This is a genomic window from Streptomyces sp. SID13726 (assembly GCF_010548375.1).
Lineage (GTDB): Bacteria > Actinomycetota > Actinomycetes > Streptomycetales > Streptomycetaceae > Streptomyces.
In genome coordinates this window covers 441,057-457,880 of the sequence record NZ_JAAGLY010000001.1, presented here as the reverse complement: position 1 = coordinate 457,880, position 16,824 = coordinate 441,057, and the positions used below count along the sequence as shown (strand labels likewise).

Sequence of the window (16,824 nt, the reverse complement as noted above, 5' to 3'; positions counted from 1 at the left end):
GTCAGCCCTTCGCGTCGATCGCGGCCTGGAGGGACTCCTTGTAGGCCTCGCTGGTGATCGTCGCGCCGGACACGGTGTCGATGTCCGCGCTCTGCGCCTCAAGCGTCTCCGCGATCAGCTTCGGCACGGCCGCGGTCGTCTGCGGGTGGTTCGGCTGCTGGAGCATCTGGACGGCGCTGATCTTGTCGCCCTCGAAGGTCACCTGGACCTGGACGGTGCCCTTCTCGGTGTCGATCGCGGTGCCGTCGACGGTCTTGGACGACTCCTCGGTGGCCGACGCCGACGCCGATGCCGAAGGCGATGCCGCCGCCGCCTTCGCGTTCTCGTCGATCGTGGCCTGGAGGGACTTCTTGTAGGCCTCGCTGGTGATGGTCGCGCCGGACACCGTGTCGATGTCCGCGCTCTGCGCCTCAAGCGTCTCCGCGATCAGCTTCGGCACGGCGGCCGTCGTCTGCGGGTGGTTCGGCTGCTGGAGCATCTTCACGGCGGTGATCTTCGTGCCGTCGAAGGTCACCTGGAGCTGGACCGGGCCCTTCTCCGTGTCGATCGTCGAACTCGTGACGACGTTCGAGCCGGAGGACCCGGAGGACGAGGAAGAGGAGGACGTCGACGTAGACGCCGGGGTGGTCGTCTGGACGGTGGAGGAGCCGGCCGAGGGCTGGTACAGCCACACGGGCACCAGGCCCGCGATGCTCAGGACGACGACAGGTATGGCTCGTTTCACGGTGTCTTCCTCATCCAGCCAGGCTGAAGCGCTCGAAGTGGGTCTGCGCCTTGGGCACGTCCAGCTCGCGCAGGCTGCCCAGCACGGCGTTCATCATCGGGGGCGGTCCGCACAGGAAGACGTCCCGCTCGGCGATGTCCGGCACCAGCCGGGCCAGCTCGCCCGCCGCCAGCTTGTCGGGCACCGGCGGTCCGGTGACCAGGTGGAGCTCGGCGCCCTTGGTGATCGCGAGGTCGCGCAGCTCGTCGTAGAGGACGGCGTCCCGGTCGGAGCCGACCCGGTAGATGACGACGGTGTGCCCCTCGATCTCCTCCAGGAGCGCCCGGATCGGGGTGACGCCGACACCGCCGGCGATGAGGACGGACTCGGCGCGGGTGCGGTGCAGGGCGGTGAAGGCGCCGTAGGGGCCCTCGGCGAAGACGCGGGTGCCGACCTTGACGTGCCGCAGGGCCGCGCTGCCCTCGCCTGCCGCCTTGGCGGTCAGCCGCAGCGTCCTGCCGTCGGGGGCGGCGGAGAGGGAGAAGGGGTTGGCCTGCCACCAGCGGTCGGCGGTCAGGAACCGCCACAGGAAGAACTGGCCCGCGCGGGCAGGGAGTTGGTCGAGGTCCTTGCCGCTGATGTAGATCGACACCACGTTGTCGCTCTCGGGGACGACGGCGGTGACCCGGAACTGGTGGCGCCAGTTGCGCCACAGCGGGAGCACCGCGCGGCCCAGGACGACCGAGCCGAGCGCGACGCCCCAGAGGCAGTACCAGTAGGCGGTGGCGACGGACGAGGAGGCGAAGGTGGTGCCGACGGCGACCTGGTGGGTGAAGGCCAGCACCACGGCGACGTACGTGTACAGGTGGATGAAGTGCCAGGTCTCGTACGCGAGGCGGCGCCGGGCGTAGCGCGCGGAGACCGCGCCGACCAGGAGGATCAGGAAGAACGCGACGACCGCGCGGAGCACGCCCTCGGTGGTCTCGGCGAGGTCGACGATCTCGCCGACCGGGCCGACGTCGGTGCCCTCGGCGTAGCCGAAGGCGATGAAGACGGCGTGCCCGAGCAGCGTCCACAGCAGGGCGAAGCCGGTCCAGCGGTGCCAGGACGTCAGCCGGTCCATGCCGATCCGGCGGTCGAGCCAGGGCAGGCGGGCCACCAGGACCAGCTGGAAGGCCATCACGAGCGCGGCGTACAGGCCGGTGAGGCGGCCGAGCACGATGAGCGCGTTGGAGGCGAATCCCGCCTGGGCGAAGAAGAAGGCGACCACGGCCGCGTTGGCGGCCAGCACGGCGTACAGCCCGGTGCGGGCCACCACCCTGGGGCGTTTTATCGCCGTGGGGGGCGCAGGGGGCGATTGGACGGTCGTCACGGACTAGCTCCTTGATCGGGGCCTGGGCTACGAGCTTCTCCGGCGGGAGCTGTCGTTTTACTGTCGTACAACTTTCAAGAGCTTATCGATGTGTCCTGAGGGCTCACCCCGCGACCGCTTTCGGCCTGCCGTGAAGCACTATGAGCAGGTGGAAAAAGTTCGACTCCTCGTCGTGGACGACGACCCGCCGATCGCCGATCTCGTGGCGACGGTCGCCCGCTACGAGGGCTGGGAGGCGGTCACCGCGAACTCCGGCGAGGAGGCGCTGAGCCGCGCCGCCGAGTTCCACCCGGACATCGTGGTGCTCGACCTGATGCTGCCCGACATCGACGGCTTCGGCGTCCTGGACCGGCTGCGCCGCTCGGGCACGATGGTGCCGGTGGTGTTCCTCACCGCCCGGGACGCGGTCGCCGACCGGGTGGCCGGGCTGACCCGGGGCGGCGACGACTACCTGGTCAAGCCGTTCGCGGTGGAGGAGCTGATGGCCCGGCTGCGGACCGTGCTGCGGCGCAGCGCCGGGCCCGGCTTCCAGCGCTCGGTGCTCAGGGTCGCGGACCTCACCATGGACGAGGACACCCGCGAGGTGCGCCGCGGCGAGAAGCTGCTCACCCTCACCCCGACCGAGTACGAGGTGCTGCGCTATCTGATGCGCAGGTCGCCGACCGTGCTCACCAAGGCGCAGATCCTCGACCACGTGTGGGAGTACGGCTTCGGCGGCCGCTCCAACGTAGTCGAGCTGGTCGTCAGCCGGCTGCGCCGCAAGCTGGACGACACGGGCGAGCCGCTGATCCACACCGTGCGGGGCTTCGGGTACGTCATCCGGCAGGCGGCCGAATGATCCGGCGCGTGCGGTCGGCGTACAAGCGGATGCGGCTCGGGACCCGGATGGCGCTGGGGCTCGGGGCGCTCGCCCTGGTGGTGTTCGCGGTGGTGGGCACCGCGCTGACCACGTACATGCGCGACTATCTGTCGGCCCAGCTCGACACCCAGCTGGCGCAGGCCCAGATCGCCCAGTCCAAGAGCATCGCGGACTACGGCACGCTCTCGGGCAAGAAGTACTACAGCTGGTTCTACGCCGTGTACGACGTCTCGGACGGCACCCCGCAGCTGCGCAAGCCCGAGGACCCGGCCGACCTCCCGGCGGACGTCGACGACTTCACCACGCTGGCCGGGGCACAGACCGCCGCGCACACGGAACTGCTGCGCACCGAGCATCTGAAGGGCGTCGGCGACTACCGGCTGCGGGCCTGCGAGGTCGAGCCGGGGGTGGTCCTGGTCAGCGCCGCCCCGATGGACGACATGGACGACACCGTACGGCGGCTGATCACGGTCCAGGTGATCGCGTTCGGGCTGGCCCTGCTGGCGCTCGTGCTGGTCGGCCGGAAGCTCCTGCGGCGCGGGCTCCAGCCGCTGAGCGACATGGCGCACACCGCGCACGGCATCGCCTCGCACGACCTGACCGAGTCGGCGGCCCGGCTGCCGCTGCGCGCCGACAAGCGGGGCGGCGGGCCCGAGGTCGAGGAGCTGCGGACGGCGTTCAACACCATGCTGGAGCACATCGACCACTCGCTCGCGGTCCGCGCGGAGGCCGAGCAGCGGTTGCGCCGGTTCGTCGCGGACGCCTCGCACGAGCTGCGCACGCCCCTGATGTCGGTACGGGGCTACGCGGACCTCTTCCAGTACGCCGCCGCCAACGCCCCCGAGGAGCGCGACAAGCACCTGGCCCGGCTGCGCGCCGAGGCCGCCCGGATGGGCTTCCTGCTGGACGACCTGCTGCTGCTCGCCCGCCTGGACGCGGCGGAGGTGGAGGCACCGCTGCGCCCCGTCGAGGTGGACCTGGTCGAGCTGGTGGAGCACGCGGCCGACGCGTTCCGGGCGAGCCACCCGGACCATCCGCTGACGGTGGCACCCGGTCCGCAGGCCCTGAAGCTGCGCCTCGACCCGCAGCGCGTCCGCCAGGTCCTGGACAACCTCCTCACCAACGCGGCCATGCACACCCCGCCCGGCACCGAGGTCTCGGCCGCGGTCCGGATCCGGGACGGCCGGGCGCAGGTGCGGATCGCGGACGCGGGGCCCGGTATCCCGGCCGCCGACCAGGAGCGGGTCTTCGACCGCTTCTACCGCGTCGACAAGGCCCGCAGCCGGGACCGGGGCGGCAGTGGTCTCGGCCTCGCGGTGGCGGTGTCGCTGGTCCGGGCGCACGGCGGCACGATCGAGCTGACCAGCGAGCCCGGCTCGACGGAGTTCACGGTGTCGCTGCCGCTGAGTCTGACGCGGCCGTGAGGTGAGCGGTCCGATGCGGGCGATCGCCCGTGGGCCATGGTCACCGGGGAGTACCGTCTGGGGGCGTGGGGCACCGGATCGGTGGTGCTGTCCGCCTCAGGAAGCGGCTGCGGGCGGCACCACCTCGTGACGCCGGCGGACGCGGCATTCGCACCAGGCCCTACGCCCCGCCGAGCCGCCTCGACTTCCGTACGGCGGCGGCGAGTCGCTCCAGGACGGGCGCGTACCCGGCGTAGCTGTAGCGCTCCTCCATCGACCAGGGTGCGGTCTGTCCGGCCTCGACGGCGGGCAGCCGGTTCCAGGTGGACTTCTCGGCGAGCTGGTCCGCGGTCATCGCGTTGGAGCGGTTGTCGACCAGGATGAGATCGGCGTGGTACTTGTCGGCGTTCTCCCAGCCGAGGGTCTCCCAGAACCCCCACTCGTCGCTCTTGCGCCCCTCGACGAAGTCGATGCCTAGGTCCTTGAAGAAGGCGAGGTCGCAGTAGGAGCCGGGGACGCCGACGTACATGTTGTCGGCGTCCCCGGACATCGCCATCACCTTGAGGCCCTGGTGGGCGCGGGCGGCCGTACGCAGGGTGGCGACCGCCCTGTCGAAGCGGGCCTTGGCCTCGGTGACCTTCGCGGTCCCGAGATCGGCGCCGAGGGACCGGGCGAGTGCGGCGGTGCGCCGGAGCGGTGCGAGGAGGGAGGCGTGGGCGACGCTGATGCCGGCGGTGGGCGCGAGGGCCTCGATCTTCTCGACGCTCCGCTCGGGGACGTACCAGAGGTCGGGGGCCGGGAACATGTTGCTGATCAGCAGGTCGGGCTTGAGGGCCGCGTACTTCTCGATGTTGAACTGGCCCCAGTCGGTGCCCAGACTGGTCAGCTTCGTGACGTCCAGATCGCCGGCCTGCGGGTTGCGCCTGCCCTCGATCGGCTCGCTGGGGCCGAAGACTCCGACGCATTCCACGCCGTAGTCGTGCAGCGCGGCGGCGGTGCTGACGAACGCGACGAGCCGCTCGGGCCTGCGGTCGGCGGTGACCGTGCGCCCGCGGTCGTCCTGGAAGGACCAGGCGCCGCCACCGCTCTTTCCCGAACCGCCCTCGCCTTCGGAACACGCCGACAGCAGACCGCCGAAGGCGAGGGCGCCGCCCGCGGCGAACAGACGCCGACGGGAGAGTCCGGACGGACTGACGGGAACCGACACAGACATAAGGGTAGCCTAACCTAAGTAACCCGAACGTCAACTCCTTCTCCGACAAGTTCCCCGTCCGCCACGACCACGGTGCGGTGCGCGAGCCGCGCGGTGCCGGGATCGTGCGTGACCAGCACGAGCGACAGCCCGCCGCGCTCGCCGAGCAGTCCGGCCAGCAGGTCGAGGAGGTCGCGCCGGGTGACGGTGTCGAGGCCCGAGGTGATCTCGTCGCAGATCAGGACGCGCGGGTGGGCGAGCAGGGCACGGGCGAGCGCGGCCCGTTGGAGCTCACCGCCGGAGAGCGCCCCGGGCACCCGGCGCGCCAGATCGTCCGGCAGCCCGAGCCGGGCGAGCACGTCCGACGCCTCCTCCCTGGCGGCCGGCGCACCGATCCCACGCAGCCGTACGGCGGTACGGGCCACCTGGTCCAGTACGGCCCGGTGCTCGTCGAAGGCGGCCCGGGCGTCCTGGAACACGTACTGCACGGCGGCGAGTTGGGCCCGGTCGCGGTCCCGCACACTGCGGGGCAGCGGCGTGCCGTCGAGAAGGACGGCACCGTCGTGATGCCGGTGGAGCCCGGCGAGACAGCGGGCGAGGGTGGTCTTGCCGCTGCCGGACCGTCCCACCACGGCCAGGCACTCACCGGAGTTGAGGGTGAGACGGGCCGCCCGCAGCACGGTGACCCGGCCGTGCACGGCGTTCAACTCCCTTGCCTCCAGCAGAGGTCGACCCCGTCCTTCGCCCGGTGCGACCGCCCCCTGTTCGTCCAGCAGGCGCCGGGTCCACTCGTGCCGGGGCGCCCGCCACAGCCGCTCCGGCGGCCCGGACTCCACCACCCGCCCCGCCCGCATGACCAGAACGTCGTCGGCGAGCGCCCGCACCACGTCGAGATCATGGCTGAGCAGTACGACGGCGATCCCGCGCGCCGCGACCGCCGCCAACTGCTCGACGATCCGCTCCTTCGTCTCCGGGTCCTGCCCGGTGGTCGGTTCGTCGGCGACGACGACACGGGCCCCGAGGAGCAGTGCCTGAGCGAGCACGACCCGCTGCTGCTGACCGCCGGAGAGCTGATGCGGATAGCGCCGCAAGAGGGCTTCGGCATCGGGGAGTTGGGCCTGCGCGAGCGCGTCGAGAACACGGGCGCGAGCGGCCGTACGCCGCTGGGCGCGGGACAGGTGACGGACCTGGGGCCGGGCGATGTCGTGGAGAAGGGCGCTGATCCTGCGGGCGGGGTTGAGCACGGCGCCGGGGTGCTGCGGGACGTACCCGACGAGCCCGCCGGCAGGCAGCCGCAGGTCGCCGCTGACGTCTGCGCCGGCCGGGAACTCCCCGAGCAGCGCGAGCCCGGTGGTGGTCTTCCCGCTGCCGGAGGCCCCGATGAGCGCGGTCACCTTCCCGGGCCGCACCCGCAGATCCACCCCGTCGACGACGGCACGGCCACCGATCTCGACCCGCAGCCCGAGAAGTTCGGCAACAGCGCCCTCTCGGGGGCGCGGGACCGCATCCGTCAGCGGCTCCGCCGCGGGGCGCGACAAGCCACGACGCACCCGCCCCACGCCCCTCCCCGGCGCCTCCTTGGGCGCACTCAAGGAGTCGAAGAGCAGATTCACCCCCGTGGTCAACCCCACGATCAGCACCGCGGGCACCACCACAGCCCAGGGCTGCACCGCCAACCCCGTCCGGTTCCGGTCCACCATCACGGCCCAGTCCGCCGCGTCGGGCGAAACCCCCACCCCCAGGAACGCGGCCGTGGACACCAGATACAGCACCCCCGTCAACCGCACCCCCGCGTCCGCCCCCACCGTCCGCACAGTCGACCGCAGCACATACCCGCCCCCGATCCACCACCACGACTCCCCCTGCATCCGCAGCGCCTCCACGGCGGGCCGCGCCGCCACCTCCCCCGCGGCCGCCCGCACGATCCGCGCCGCGTCCGGCACGTTCACCAGCGCCACCAGCAGTGCGACCCCCACCGCCCCCGGCGAGAACACGGACGCCACGAGCAGGATCAGCAGCAGCGACGGCACGGCGAGCAGCACGTCCAGCGGCCGCATCAGCACGTCCTCCAGCCGCCGCACCGACGTCAGCGCGGCGACGAGCCCGACCGGCACCGCGACCAGATAGGCGAGGGCGGTCGCGGCGAGCGCGGTCACGACGACGGTACGGCCGCCGAGCAGCACCTGCCGCCACACGTCCCGGCCCACGAAGTCGGTACCGAGCGGATGCCCGCCGCCGAGCGTGAACGAGACGCCACGGGGCCCGGGTTCACCGGCGAAGAAGGGGCCGAGGAGGGCGAGGAGCAGCGGGACGACGATGATCACGAGGCCCCAGCCGAACCGGCGACCTGGCCGAAGGGACCGTACGGACCCGGTCATGCCGCCACCCCCGCCCGAGGCGTCAGCCGGTACGCCACCACGTCGGCCCCCAGATTCAGTACGACGGTCAGCGCGCCGAACACCACGGCCAGCCCCTGCACCACCGGGACGTCCCGTTCGGCGACCGCGTCGAGCAGGACCGTGCCGAGGCCCGGGATCACGAAGAGCGCCTCCACGACGATGACCCCGCACAGCAACCAGTCGACGGTACGGGCGAGTTGCTGCACCGCAGGGGCGAGCGCGTTGGGCAGGGCGTGGGCGTAGCGGACCCGGGCGCCGGGGACGCCGTAGCGGCGGGCGTGGGCCGTGCAGGGGGCGGCGAGGGCGTCGCCCATGCCCGCGCGGACCAGGCGGGACAGGGAGCACACCGGACGGCAGAGGAGGACGAGCACGGGGAGGACGAGTGCGGCCGGGTGGCCGAGCAGGTCGGTGCCGTAGCCCACGGCGGTCGGTGGCAGCCAGGCCAGCCTCAGCGCGAACACCGTCACCAGCAGGACGCCGAGGGCGAATTCGGGTACCGCGTACACGGCGAGCGTCACCGAGCTGACCAGCCGGTCGACGAGCCGTCCCTCGTGGCGGGCGGCGAGGACGCCGAGGCCGAGGCCGAGCGGGATCAGCAGGGTCAGAGTGAGCGCGGCCAGCAGCAGGGTCGGGCCGAAGCCGTCGGTGATGTAGTCGCCGACGGGCCGCCCGGAGGTCAGGGAGGTGCCGAAGTCGCCGTGCGCCAGGCCGAAGGCCCAGTCGGCGAGCCGCTCGTACGCCGGCCGGTCCAGGTGCATGGCCGCCCGGATCGCGGCGATGCGCGCCGGGTCGGGCTGGTCGCCCGCGAGGGCCACCGCCGCGTCGCCCGGCAGCGCCTCGGTGAGCGCGAAGACCAGCAGCACCACGGCCGCGGTCTGCACGGCACCGAGGACCAGCCGCCGGACGACGAAGCCACGGAGTCCGCTCACGCGAGCCAGACCTTGTCGAAGCGGGCCCAGTCGAGGGTGTTGGCGGGCGCCTCGGTCTCAACTCCCCTCACATCGCGGGACGTTCCGATGATCCAGTCGGCGAACCCCCAGACGACGAAGCCGCCCTCGGCGTACAGACGGCGCTGCATCCGCTCGTAGACGGCGGCCCGTTCGGTCTTGTCGCGGGTGGACTGGGCCTGCTGGTACAGGGCGTCGAAGTCCTTGTGCCGCCATTTGGTGGCGTTGGTGGTGGAGTCCGTGAGCAGGCGCTGGGAGAAGTGCGCCTCGATGGGCATGGCGCCGGAGCGGTAGCAGCACAGGGTGCCGTTGTCGAGGATGTCGCTCCAGTAGGAGTCCTTGCTGCCCATCTTGACGTCGATCGTGACGCCCGCCTCGGCCGCCTGGTCGCGGAAGATGCCGGCGGCCTCGGTGAATCCGGCGGCGACGGCCGAGGTGTCCAGGGTGACCCTGAGGTTCTCGGCACCTGCCTGCTTGAGCAGGGCGCGGGCCCTGTCGAGGTCCTGGGTGCGCTGCGGGAGGCTGTCGGCGTAGTACTCGTAGCCCTTGCCGAAGAGGTCGTTGCCGACCACGCCCGCGCCGGACAGGGCGCCGTCGACGAGTTCCTGCCGGTCGGCGATGAGGAAGAACGCCTCGCGCACCCGCTTGTCGTCGAAGGGGGCGCGGTCGGTCTTCATGCAGAACGCCTGCATGGCGCTGCCGCGCAGCCGGACGATCTCGATCTGGCCCTTGCCCTCGTGGGCGCGGGCGGTGGTGGGGCCCAGCTCGTGGGCGTACTCGATCTGGCCGCCGAGCAGGGCGTTGACGCGGGCCGACTCCTCGTTGGCGACGAGGAGTTCGAGCTCGTCGAGGTGCGGGGCGCCGTCCCAGTGGTCGTCGAAGCGGCGGAAGACGGCGGAGCGGCCGGGGGCGAAGGAGACGAGCCGGAAGGGCCCGGAGCCGATCGGGTTCCGGTCGAAGTCCTTGGCGCCCTCGGGGACGATGTACGCCCCGAACGCGGCCAGGACGTTGGGGAATTCGGCGGTGGGCCGCTTGAGGACGAACTCTACGGTCCGCTGTCCGGTGGCCCGGCTGGCGTCGAGGTCGATGGGGTCCAGGGACGCCTTGGCGCGGAACGCCTGGTCCGGGTCGGTGATCCGGCGGTAGCTGTGCAGGACGTCGGCGGCGGTGACCGGGCTGCCGTCGTGGAAGACGGCCTCGCGCAGGGTGACCTGCCAGCGGTCGAGGGTCCTGTTGGGCTCCCACTCGGCGGCGAGCCGGGGCCGGGCGGACAGGTCGGCGCCGTAGTCGGCGAGCTTGTCGTAGAGGGCCTTGGCGCGGGCGACGTCGGCGAACAGGTTCGCGAGGTGCGGGTCCAGGGTCTCACTGGCCCCGCCTCCGGCGAACGCGGCACGCAGTCGTCCGCCCCGCTTCGGGGTGCCGTCCCCGGCGGACGCCCGGTCGTCGTCGGTGCCGCCGCAGCCCACGAGGGCGAGCGCGGCGGCGCCCGAGGTGGCGGCGAGGAATCCGCGCCGGCGCAGGCCGGAGAAGCGTTCGTCGTGCATGGCTGGTCCTTCGAGTCAGTGGGTGAGCGGGCGGGCGACGAGGTGGAGGCGGTCACCGTCGGCCGTCGCGGCGGGCAAGTCGCCCTCGCTCCAGGCCGGTTCGGTGCGCGGGCCGGGCCCGTCGTGGAGTTCGAGCACCTCGAAGCCGTGGGCGGCGAGCAGGTGCCGCAGCTCCTGCGGGAACAACAGCCGCCAGGCGGACCGCTGTTCGACGGGCGGCGATCCGTCGTCGGAGGTCCATACGCGGGTACGGCGCAGGAGTTGGGCCGCGCGGTCGACGTACAGCAGGGTCGTGGAGCGGTGCTCGACGCCCTGCCACACGAACCTGTTGACGGTCTCGGTGTCGAGGAGGTCGGTGCGGCCCAGGAAGTACGCGCCGTTGCGCATCTCCGCGACCAGCAGCCCGCCCGGGACGAGGGCGCGGCGGCAGGAGGCCAGGAAGGCGTCGAGCTGGGCGTTGGTGTGGCAGTACAGCAGGGCGCTGTCCAGGCAGACGACCGCGTCGAACGCGGCACGGCCGAAGTCGAAGCCGTGCAGGTCGGCGTGGACGTACAGGGGCCCGGGGTGGTGCGACCGGGCGTGCGCGAGCATCGCCTCGGACAGATCGGCCCCGGTGACGGTACGGCCGGCCCGGTGCAGGTGAGCGGCGTCGCGCCCGGTACCACACCCCATGTCGAGCACCCGCACCCCGGCACCGTGCCGACACAGACAGTCCTCGACCCAGCGCCCGGCGAGCCGCCCGGGGTCGGGGAAGCGGGCTTCGTAGAGGGCGGGGTTGTCGGTGAGGAGGTTACGGGCGGGGACGGCGGGGACGCTCATGCCATGCGCCTCTCCGCGCGGACCGGCATCGCCCGCGGACACGCCCACACCGAGCCCCGCACCACCCGAACCCCCCGCCCCAAGCTCACCGTCGATCGCAGGGAACCTCACGCCGTGCTCCTCTCCCGGGCCGGAACCGCGCCGGACTCCGTGCTCCCCGGCAGCACCCCGCGCCGGTGCAGCCAGGTCACGCCGCCCGCTGAGGCCAGTCCGAACAGGGCGCAGCACAGCCAGGGCAGTCGGTCCCCCGTGTCCATGGCCCAGCCGACGACGGTGTTGCCCGCCGCGGCCGCGATGCCGGAGACGACGTAGAAGATCCCGAAGTACGTGCCGGTCAGCTCGGGGCGGCCGAACCCGGGGATCAGCTCCATGACGAAGGGCGAGGCGACCATGACCCCGAGGTAGAGCAGGAGCGTGCCGAGCAGTACGGCGACGACGGCGAGCGGTCCGCCGGTCCCGGCGACGAGCATCGGCGGCAGAAAGGCGAGGCCCATCAGGGCGAGCCCGGCCGCGATCCAACGCGCCCTGCTGCCCACGGACTTGAGTGCCCGCGTGATCCGCAGCTGGAAGGCCAGGTTGGTGAGCGTGCCGACGACGAAGACCAGTCCGGCCGCCCCCTCCCACCCGGTGGCCCGCCGGGCCCCGTCGGGCAGGAGCAGGTAGAGCTGGTTCTCCAGGGTGAACATGCCGACCATGGCGAGGGCGAACGCCACGAAGGCCCGGTTGCCGACGACCTCCCGCCAGTCCGCGAGGACGGACCCCTTGCTCGGCTCGACCTTCCGCGCCGGCAGCACCAGGGCCTGCGCCACGGTGAGGACCGCGAAGATACCGGCGGCGGTGAGCGCGGACGTGCGGAAGTCGACGAGGAGCAGGGCGCTGCCCAGCAGCGGCCCGATCAGCGCGCCGGTGGTCGCGAAGACGTTGAACAGCGCGAACGCCTCCGCCCTGCGCTCCCCCGCCTCCTGCGCGAGATAGGCCCGCACGGCCGGGTTGAACAGGGCCCCCGCGAGCCCGCTGAGCACCGACGCGGCGAGCAGCACGGCCAGCCCGTCGCCGAGCGCGAACAGCCCGAAGCCGACGGTCCGCAGGGCGCATCCGGCGATGATGACGCCCCGCGCCCCGAGCCGGTCGGAGGCGGACCCGCCGATGATGAACAGCCCCTGCTGGCTGAGGTTGCGCACCCCGAGGACGATCCCGACGACGGCCGCCGACATGCCCAGGTTGTCGGTGAGATGGACGGCGAGATAGGGGACGAGGAGATAGAAACCGGTGTTCACACCGAGCTGGTTGACCAGCAGCAGCCGCACGGCGACCGGGAAGCGCCGCATCTCACGCCACGTCCGCACGCGCCACCACCTCCTCGACACCGAGTCCGGGCAGGCCACTTGGGCGTACGACACCGTCGGCGCCGCCGATGCCGGACCACGGGTCGCGGGCGAGCAGCAGATGTCCGTCGAGGTCGGTCCAGCGGGCGCGGCCGGCGAGGTGGACGGCGGGGGCGAGCCCGAGGGTGCTGGCGGTGAGGCAGCCGAGCATCAGCTCGGTGCCGCTGCCGTCGATCGACTCGGCGATGCGCAGGGCGGCCCGGACCCCGCCGCACTTGGCGAGCTTGACGTTGACGCCGTGCACCCGTCCGGCCAGGCGGCGGACGTCGTCGGGGCTCACCGCGTCCTCGTCGGCGATGACGGGCAGGGGCGAGCGCTCGGCGAGGGCGCCGAGGGCTTCCAGGTCGCCGGGGGCGAGGGGCTGTTCGACGGCCTCGACACCTAGGTCGGCGAACCGGGGCAGCAGCGCCTCGGCCTGCCGTACGGTCCAGGCCCCGTTGGGGTCGAGGAGCAGCCGGGCGCCGGGGGCGGCGTCGCGGACGACACGCACCCGCTCCACGTCGTCCTCGGGGTCGGGGGTGCCCGCCTTGACCTTGATGACCCGGAAGCCGCTTGCGACGAGACGCCGGGCCTCGGCTGCTGCGTGCGACGGCGAGGTGATGCCGATGGTGCGGGCGGTCTCGGCGACCGGCGGTTCGGGGATGCCGAGGAGGCGGTGGACGGGGAGGCCGGCGCGCTTGCCGGCGAGGTCGAGGAGCGCGGACTCCACGGCGGCGGTGACGGCGGGCGGTACGGACTTCGCGGGCGCCAACCGCCCTTCTCCCAGGGCTTCCAGAGCGCTCTCCGGGTCGCCGTACCGGCCGAGGTCCACGGCTGACAGGAGCCGTACGAGGGTGTCCGCGTCGAGGCCGTAGTACACGCTGCTGACGGCCTCGCCGTGGCCGGACAGGCCCTGGTGTTCGACGGTCAGCCAGACGGCCTCGCGGGCGGTCATGGTGGAGCGGGAGATGCGCAGCGGCTCGGCGAGGTCGAGCCGTACGGTGCGCAGACGGGTCTTCACTGGGCGCCTCTCAGGGGATCGGTGACCCTCGTGCAGCGCACCCAGCCGGTGGCCTCGGCCGCGTAGGGGTGCGGTATCTCGACGGGCCGGGTCGCCGCGGTGTGCGGGTCGAGGCCGTGGGCGGTGGTGAAGTCGTCGTCGTAGACGGTGCCGAGGTAGCGGTGGGGGCCGTCGGGGAAGACGGTGGCGACGACCGCGCCGGGGTGGACCCGGGCGGCCCAGGCGGCGACCCGGGCGGCGGCCCCGGTGCTCCAGCCGCCGCTGACGAAGGAGCCGCGGGCCAGGCCCCGGCAGCTGTCGACGGCCTCGGCGGGGCCGACCCAGTGGACCTCGTCGAAGGCGTCGTAGGCCACGTTGCGCGGATGGATGCTGCTGCCGAGGCCGCGCATCACCCGGGGTCGGGCGGGCTGGCCGAAGATGGTGGAGCCGGTGGCGTCGACGCCGATGAGCCGCAGGGCGGGCCAGTGGCGGCGCAGCGGGCCGATGACGCCCGCGCTGTGGCCGCCGGTGCCGACGCTGCACACCAGGATGTCCAAGTGGTCGAGCTGGGTGGTGAGTTCGGCGGCGAGGGAGGCGTATCCGGCGGTGTTGTCGGGGTTGTTGTACTGGTCGGGCCAGTAGGCGCCGGGCAGTTCGGCGAGCAGGTCCGTGAGCCGGGCGAGGCGGGCCGCCTGCCAGCCGCCCTGGAGGGCGGGGCGGTCGACGAGTTCCAGGCGGGCTCCGTGGGCGCGCAGCAACTGCCGTACAGACGGCTCCAGTTCGCTGTCGCCGACCAGCACGATCGGATGACCGAGCGCCTGGCCGGCGAAGGCGAGGCCGATGCCGAGGGTGCCCGAGGTGGACTCCACCACGGGGGCGCCGGGCAGCAGTTGGCCGCGCTCGCGGGCGCCGAGCAGCATGGACACGGCCGCCCGGGCCTTCATGCCGCCGGCCGCGAGCCCTTCGAGCTTGGCCCAGAAGCCGGGGTGGGCGCCGGGCAGGTCGGCGGTGACCCGGACGAGCGGGGTGCCGCCGAGCAGGGCGAGGAGTTCCGGGCGGGCGGCCGGGGGACGTACGGCGGTCGTGGTCATCGGCCGTCTCCTCGGTGGCGGTAGCGGTGGAGGGTCCCGGGGCCGCCGTCGAGCCAGAAGAAGGGGTACGGCTCCGCGCACACCGCGCTCACTCCGTGTCCGAGGAAGCGGGGCAGGACGGCGCTGCCGGTCTGGGCGAACATCACGAGCTGCTTGCCGTGGCGTTGTGCGTGCAGGCGCAGCGGTTCGAAGGTGCCGTTGCCGAGGGTCATGCCGGAGACGAGCAGTGCGTCGCAGTGTTCGGCGGCGGTGAGCGCGTCGGCGGCGACGGGCTCACCCCACTCGGTCGTGCCGCCCTTGAGATCGCAGGGGACATAGCCGAGCCCGCGTGAACGCAGCTCTTCCAGAAGGGAGTTGACGACTCCGACCACGAGGACCGTGGCCCCGGCGGGCAGGTCGAGCAGTTCGACGACGGCCTTCGCGCGGGCCCGTGACTTCTCCAGGGAGGAACCGGCGGCCAGCGGGACCGGCTCCGCGCCGTGGTCCGGGGTGTGCGGGGTGACGTGGGCCAGGTACGCGTCGAGCGCGGCCACCCGCACCGGCGCCGACGGATGCTCCAGGAGCCGGGCCAGGTCGGCGCCCGCGCAGTCCTCGACCGCGCTGTCCGGCAGCTCTCCGGGCTCGACCGCGCACGAGCCGACGGCCGCGCCGAGCCGCAGACTGAGCACCTCGTTGCGGTAGCCGGTCCCGCGTCCTTCGTGGCGCACGGCCTGGCGGGTGGTGAAGGCGACGGAGATCCGGAGCGCCGCCGGGTCGGGGCCGAGGGCGCCCGTGCGGGCCCGGTCGAGGGGGTCGTCGTAGGCCGGGAAGACGGATGTGGTCATCGGACGACCAGCCCCGACCGCAGTTCGCCCAGCAGGGCCTCCACGCGGTCGCGGGCGCCGAGCCCTTCGGGGTCGCCCGCCATGACGTGGCCCAGGTACTCGTTGTTGCTGCCGGCGGCCTTGACCGTCTTGCCGGGTTCGGTGAGCTGGAGTTCCAACACGCCCTCGCCGTCCTGGAGTTGCCCCTGCGCTTCGAGGGTGCCCGGGTACTCCGGCACCAGGAAGCCGATGGCGGCGCTGCGCAGGCCGGTGTCGGTGCGGCGCAGGTCGGGGGCGTGGCCGAGGGTGACGTCGACGAAGGCGGCGGCGAGGTCGACGCCGGTGACGTGGCGGACGAGTTCGGTGATGCGGTTTCCGGCGGGGCGGGGGTTGACCTCGACCACGCGGGGGCCCGCGGAGGTCAGCTTGATCTCGGTGTGCGCGACCACCCCTTCGGTCAGGCCGAGGGCCTTGAGCGCGCCCAGGGCGGTCTGTTCGGCGGCCTCGGTGTCGGCAGTGGTGAGGGCGGCCGGGAACATGTGGCCGGTCTCGATGAAGGCGGGCGCCCCGCCGATGCTCTTGTCGGTCACGCCGACCACGTGCACCGCCCCGGCGTGCGACACGGTCTCCACGCTCACCTCGGGGCCGTCCAGGAGCTCTTCGAGCAGGACGACGGGTTCGCGGCGCTGGCCGCGGGCGTTGACCGGGAAGGCGGCCAGGGCCTGGACCGCGTCCGCGAGTTGGCCCTCGTCGTCGACGCGCCGCACATACATCCCGGCGCACAGGTCGACGGGCTTGACGACGAGCGGGTAGCCGATCTCCCGTGCCGCGCGGGCGAGTTCGGGCCACTCCCGGTGCAGGGCGAATCGCGGTCCGGGCAGTCCGGCGTCGGCGAGGACGCGGCGGGTGGCGTCCTTGCGGCAGGCGTTCTCGACGGCCTCGGGGCCCGGTCCCGGCAGGCCGAGGTGTCCGGCGATCCGGGCCACCGTCGGCAGGTAGTAGTCGCAGGAGGTGAGCACGCCGTCGAAGCGCAGCACCGAGTGCAGCCGCTCCACCCGCGGCAGCAGGGACTCGGTGTCGTTGGTGTCGGCGGTGATCACGTTGCGGGCGCCGAGCAGCGGGTGGGCCGCTCCCTCGGGCGCCGAGCGGAGGTAGTGGTGCAGGTCGCGGGTGAGGAAGGTGAACTCGTGTCCGCCCTCCCGGACCGCCCGTGGCAGCAGCCTGCTCATCGATCCGACCCAGCTCTCGACCATCAGCAGATGAGCCACAACTCCCCTTTTCGTGCGGTTGGTTCAGGCGTCAGGGCAGCCCGGACAGACCCTCGGGCG

14 protein-coding genes and 1 pseudogene are annotated in these 16,824 nt (G+C 72.8%); 2 read left to right on the top strand and 13 right to left on the bottom strand.

Annotated elements, in window-relative coordinates; genetic code table 11:
• Position 1 precedes the first annotated feature (1 nt).
• Together G3I78_RS01895 and G3I78_RS01890 are read right to left on the bottom strand one after the other, a co-directional pair.
• Complete coding sequence (locus tag G3I78_RS01895; protein ID WP_164420938.1) at positions 2 to 724, bottom strand: FMN-binding protein; 723 nt, start codon at positions 722 to 724, stop codon at positions 2 to 4.
• A 10-nt stretch (positions 725 to 734) separates the two neighbouring features.
• Entirely contained in the window at positions 735 to 2,075 is a 1,341-nt protein-coding gene (locus G3I78_RS01890) for a ferredoxin reductase family protein (RefSeq protein WP_164420937.1), read from the bottom strand.
• A gap of 148 nt (positions 2,076 to 2,223) precedes the next feature.
• On the opposite strand from G3I78_RS01890, the gene G3I78_RS01885 reads away from it, so the two are divergent.
• Together G3I78_RS01885 and G3I78_RS01880 are read left to right on the top strand one after the other, a co-directional pair.
• The gene (locus G3I78_RS01885) at positions 2,224 to 2,913 is read left to right on the top strand and encodes a response regulator transcription factor (protein ID WP_343243628.1); all 690 of its coding nucleotides are present in this window, start codon (positions 2,224 to 2,226) and stop codon (positions 2,911 to 2,913) included.
• Positions 2,910 to 4,358 carry a HAMP domain-containing sensor histidine kinase gene (locus G3I78_RS01880; RefSeq protein ID WP_164420936.1) on the top strand — a complete coding sequence of 483 codons (1,449 nt, stop codon included), beginning with the start codon at positions 2,910 to 2,912 and terminating at the stop codon, positions 4,356 to 4,358. Before G3I78_RS01885 ends, G3I78_RS01880 begins: the two co-directional genes overlap by 4 nt.
• A gap of 160 nt (positions 4,359 to 4,518) precedes the next feature.
• Here the strand turns inward: G3I78_RS01880 and G3I78_RS01875 are convergent, their stop codons facing one another.
• The 11 genes and pseudogenes from G3I78_RS01875 to G3I78_RS01830 form a co-directional block, all read right to left on the bottom strand.
• Positions 4,519 to 5,550: an ABC transporter substrate-binding protein gene (locus G3I78_RS01875; protein WP_164420935.1), complete on the bottom strand. Its 1,032-nt coding sequence runs from the start codon at positions 5,548 to 5,550 to the stop codon at positions 4,519 to 4,521.
• Positions 5,551 to 5,564: 14 nt separating this feature from the next.
• Positions 5,565 to 7,043 (bottom strand): ATP-binding cassette domain-containing protein, encoded by a 1,479-nt coding sequence (locus G3I78_RS01870; protein ID WP_239157609.1) that lies wholly within the window; start codon positions 7,041 to 7,043, stop codon positions 5,565 to 5,567.
• 87 nt (positions 7,044 to 7,130) lie between these two features.
• Positions 7,131 to 7,907 (bottom strand): annotated as a pseudogene (locus G3I78_RS52755) (ABC transporter permease); the annotation flags it as partial.
• Entirely contained in the window at positions 7,904 to 8,857 is a 954-nt protein-coding gene (locus G3I78_RS01865) for an ABC transporter permease (RefSeq protein ID WP_164420934.1), read from the bottom strand. The gene G3I78_RS01865 and the pseudogene G3I78_RS52755, both read right to left, overlap by 4 nt.
• Positions 8,854 to 10,419 carry an ABC transporter substrate-binding protein gene (locus tag G3I78_RS01860; protein ID WP_164420933.1) on the bottom strand — a complete coding sequence of 522 codons (1,566 nt, stop codon included), beginning with the start codon at positions 10,417 to 10,419 and terminating at the stop codon, positions 8,854 to 8,856. The genes G3I78_RS01865 and G3I78_RS01860 overlap by 4 nt, the downstream gene beginning before the upstream one ends.
• Positions 10,420 to 10,434: 15 nt before the next feature.
• Entirely contained in the window at positions 10,435 to 11,238 is an 804-nt protein-coding gene (locus tag G3I78_RS01855) for a class I SAM-dependent methyltransferase (protein WP_164420932.1), read from the bottom strand.
• Positions 11,239 to 11,345: 107 nt separating this feature from the next.
• The gene (locus tag G3I78_RS01850) at positions 11,346 to 12,584 is read right to left on the bottom strand and encodes an MFS transporter (protein ID WP_164420931.1); all 1,239 of its coding nucleotides are present in this window, start codon (positions 12,582 to 12,584) and stop codon (positions 11,346 to 11,348) included.
• The gene (locus tag G3I78_RS01845) at positions 12,568 to 13,623 is read right to left on the bottom strand and encodes a dipeptide epimerase (protein WP_164420930.1); all 1,056 of its coding nucleotides are present in this window, start codon (positions 13,621 to 13,623) and stop codon (positions 12,568 to 12,570) included. Before G3I78_RS01845 ends, G3I78_RS01850 begins: the two co-directional genes overlap by 17 nt.
• Positions 13,620 to 14,693, bottom strand: a complete 1,074-nt coding sequence (locus G3I78_RS01840) for a PLP-dependent cysteine synthase family protein (protein ID WP_164420929.1) — start codon at positions 14,691 to 14,693, stop codon at positions 13,620 to 13,622. The genes G3I78_RS01845 and G3I78_RS01840 overlap by 4 nt, the downstream gene beginning before the upstream one ends.
• Positions 14,690 to 15,517, bottom strand: a complete 828-nt coding sequence (locus tag G3I78_RS01835; RefSeq protein WP_164420928.1) for a DUF364 domain-containing protein — start codon at positions 15,515 to 15,517, stop codon at positions 14,690 to 14,692. The genes G3I78_RS01840 and G3I78_RS01835 overlap by 4 nt, the downstream gene beginning before the upstream one ends.
• Entirely contained in the window at positions 15,514 to 16,764 is a 1,251-nt protein-coding gene (locus G3I78_RS01830) for an ATP-grasp domain-containing protein (protein WP_343243627.1), read from the bottom strand. The genes G3I78_RS01835 and G3I78_RS01830 overlap by 4 nt, the downstream gene beginning before the upstream one ends.
• Between the last annotated feature and the right edge of the window lie 60 nt (positions 16,765 to 16,824).

Excerpts from the sequence above, each read along its gene's own strand:
- G3I78_RS01880 (WP_164420936.1), top strand. The coding sequence starts at position 2,910 with ATGATCCGGCGCGTGCGGTCGGCGTACAAGCGGATGCGGCTCGGGACC.
- G3I78_RS01875 (WP_164420935.1), bottom strand. The coding sequence starts at position 5,550 with ATGTCTGTGTCGGTTCCCGTCAGTCCGTCCGGACTCTCCCGTCGGCGT.
- G3I78_RS01860 (WP_164420933.1), bottom strand. The coding sequence starts at position 10,419 with ATGCACGACGAACGCTTCTCCGGCCTGCGCCGGCGCGGATTCCTCGCC.
- G3I78_RS01855 (WP_164420932.1), bottom strand. The coding sequence starts at position 11,238 with ATGAGCGTCCCCGCCGTCCCCGCCCGTAACCTCCTCACCGACAACCCC.
- G3I78_RS01840 (WP_164420929.1), bottom strand. The coding sequence starts at position 14,693 with ATGACCACGACCGCCGTACGTCCCCCGGCCGCCCGCCCGGAACTCCTC.
- G3I78_RS01835 (WP_164420928.1), bottom strand. The coding sequence starts at position 15,517 with ATGACCACATCCGTCTTCCCGGCCTACGACGACCCCCTCGACCGGGCC.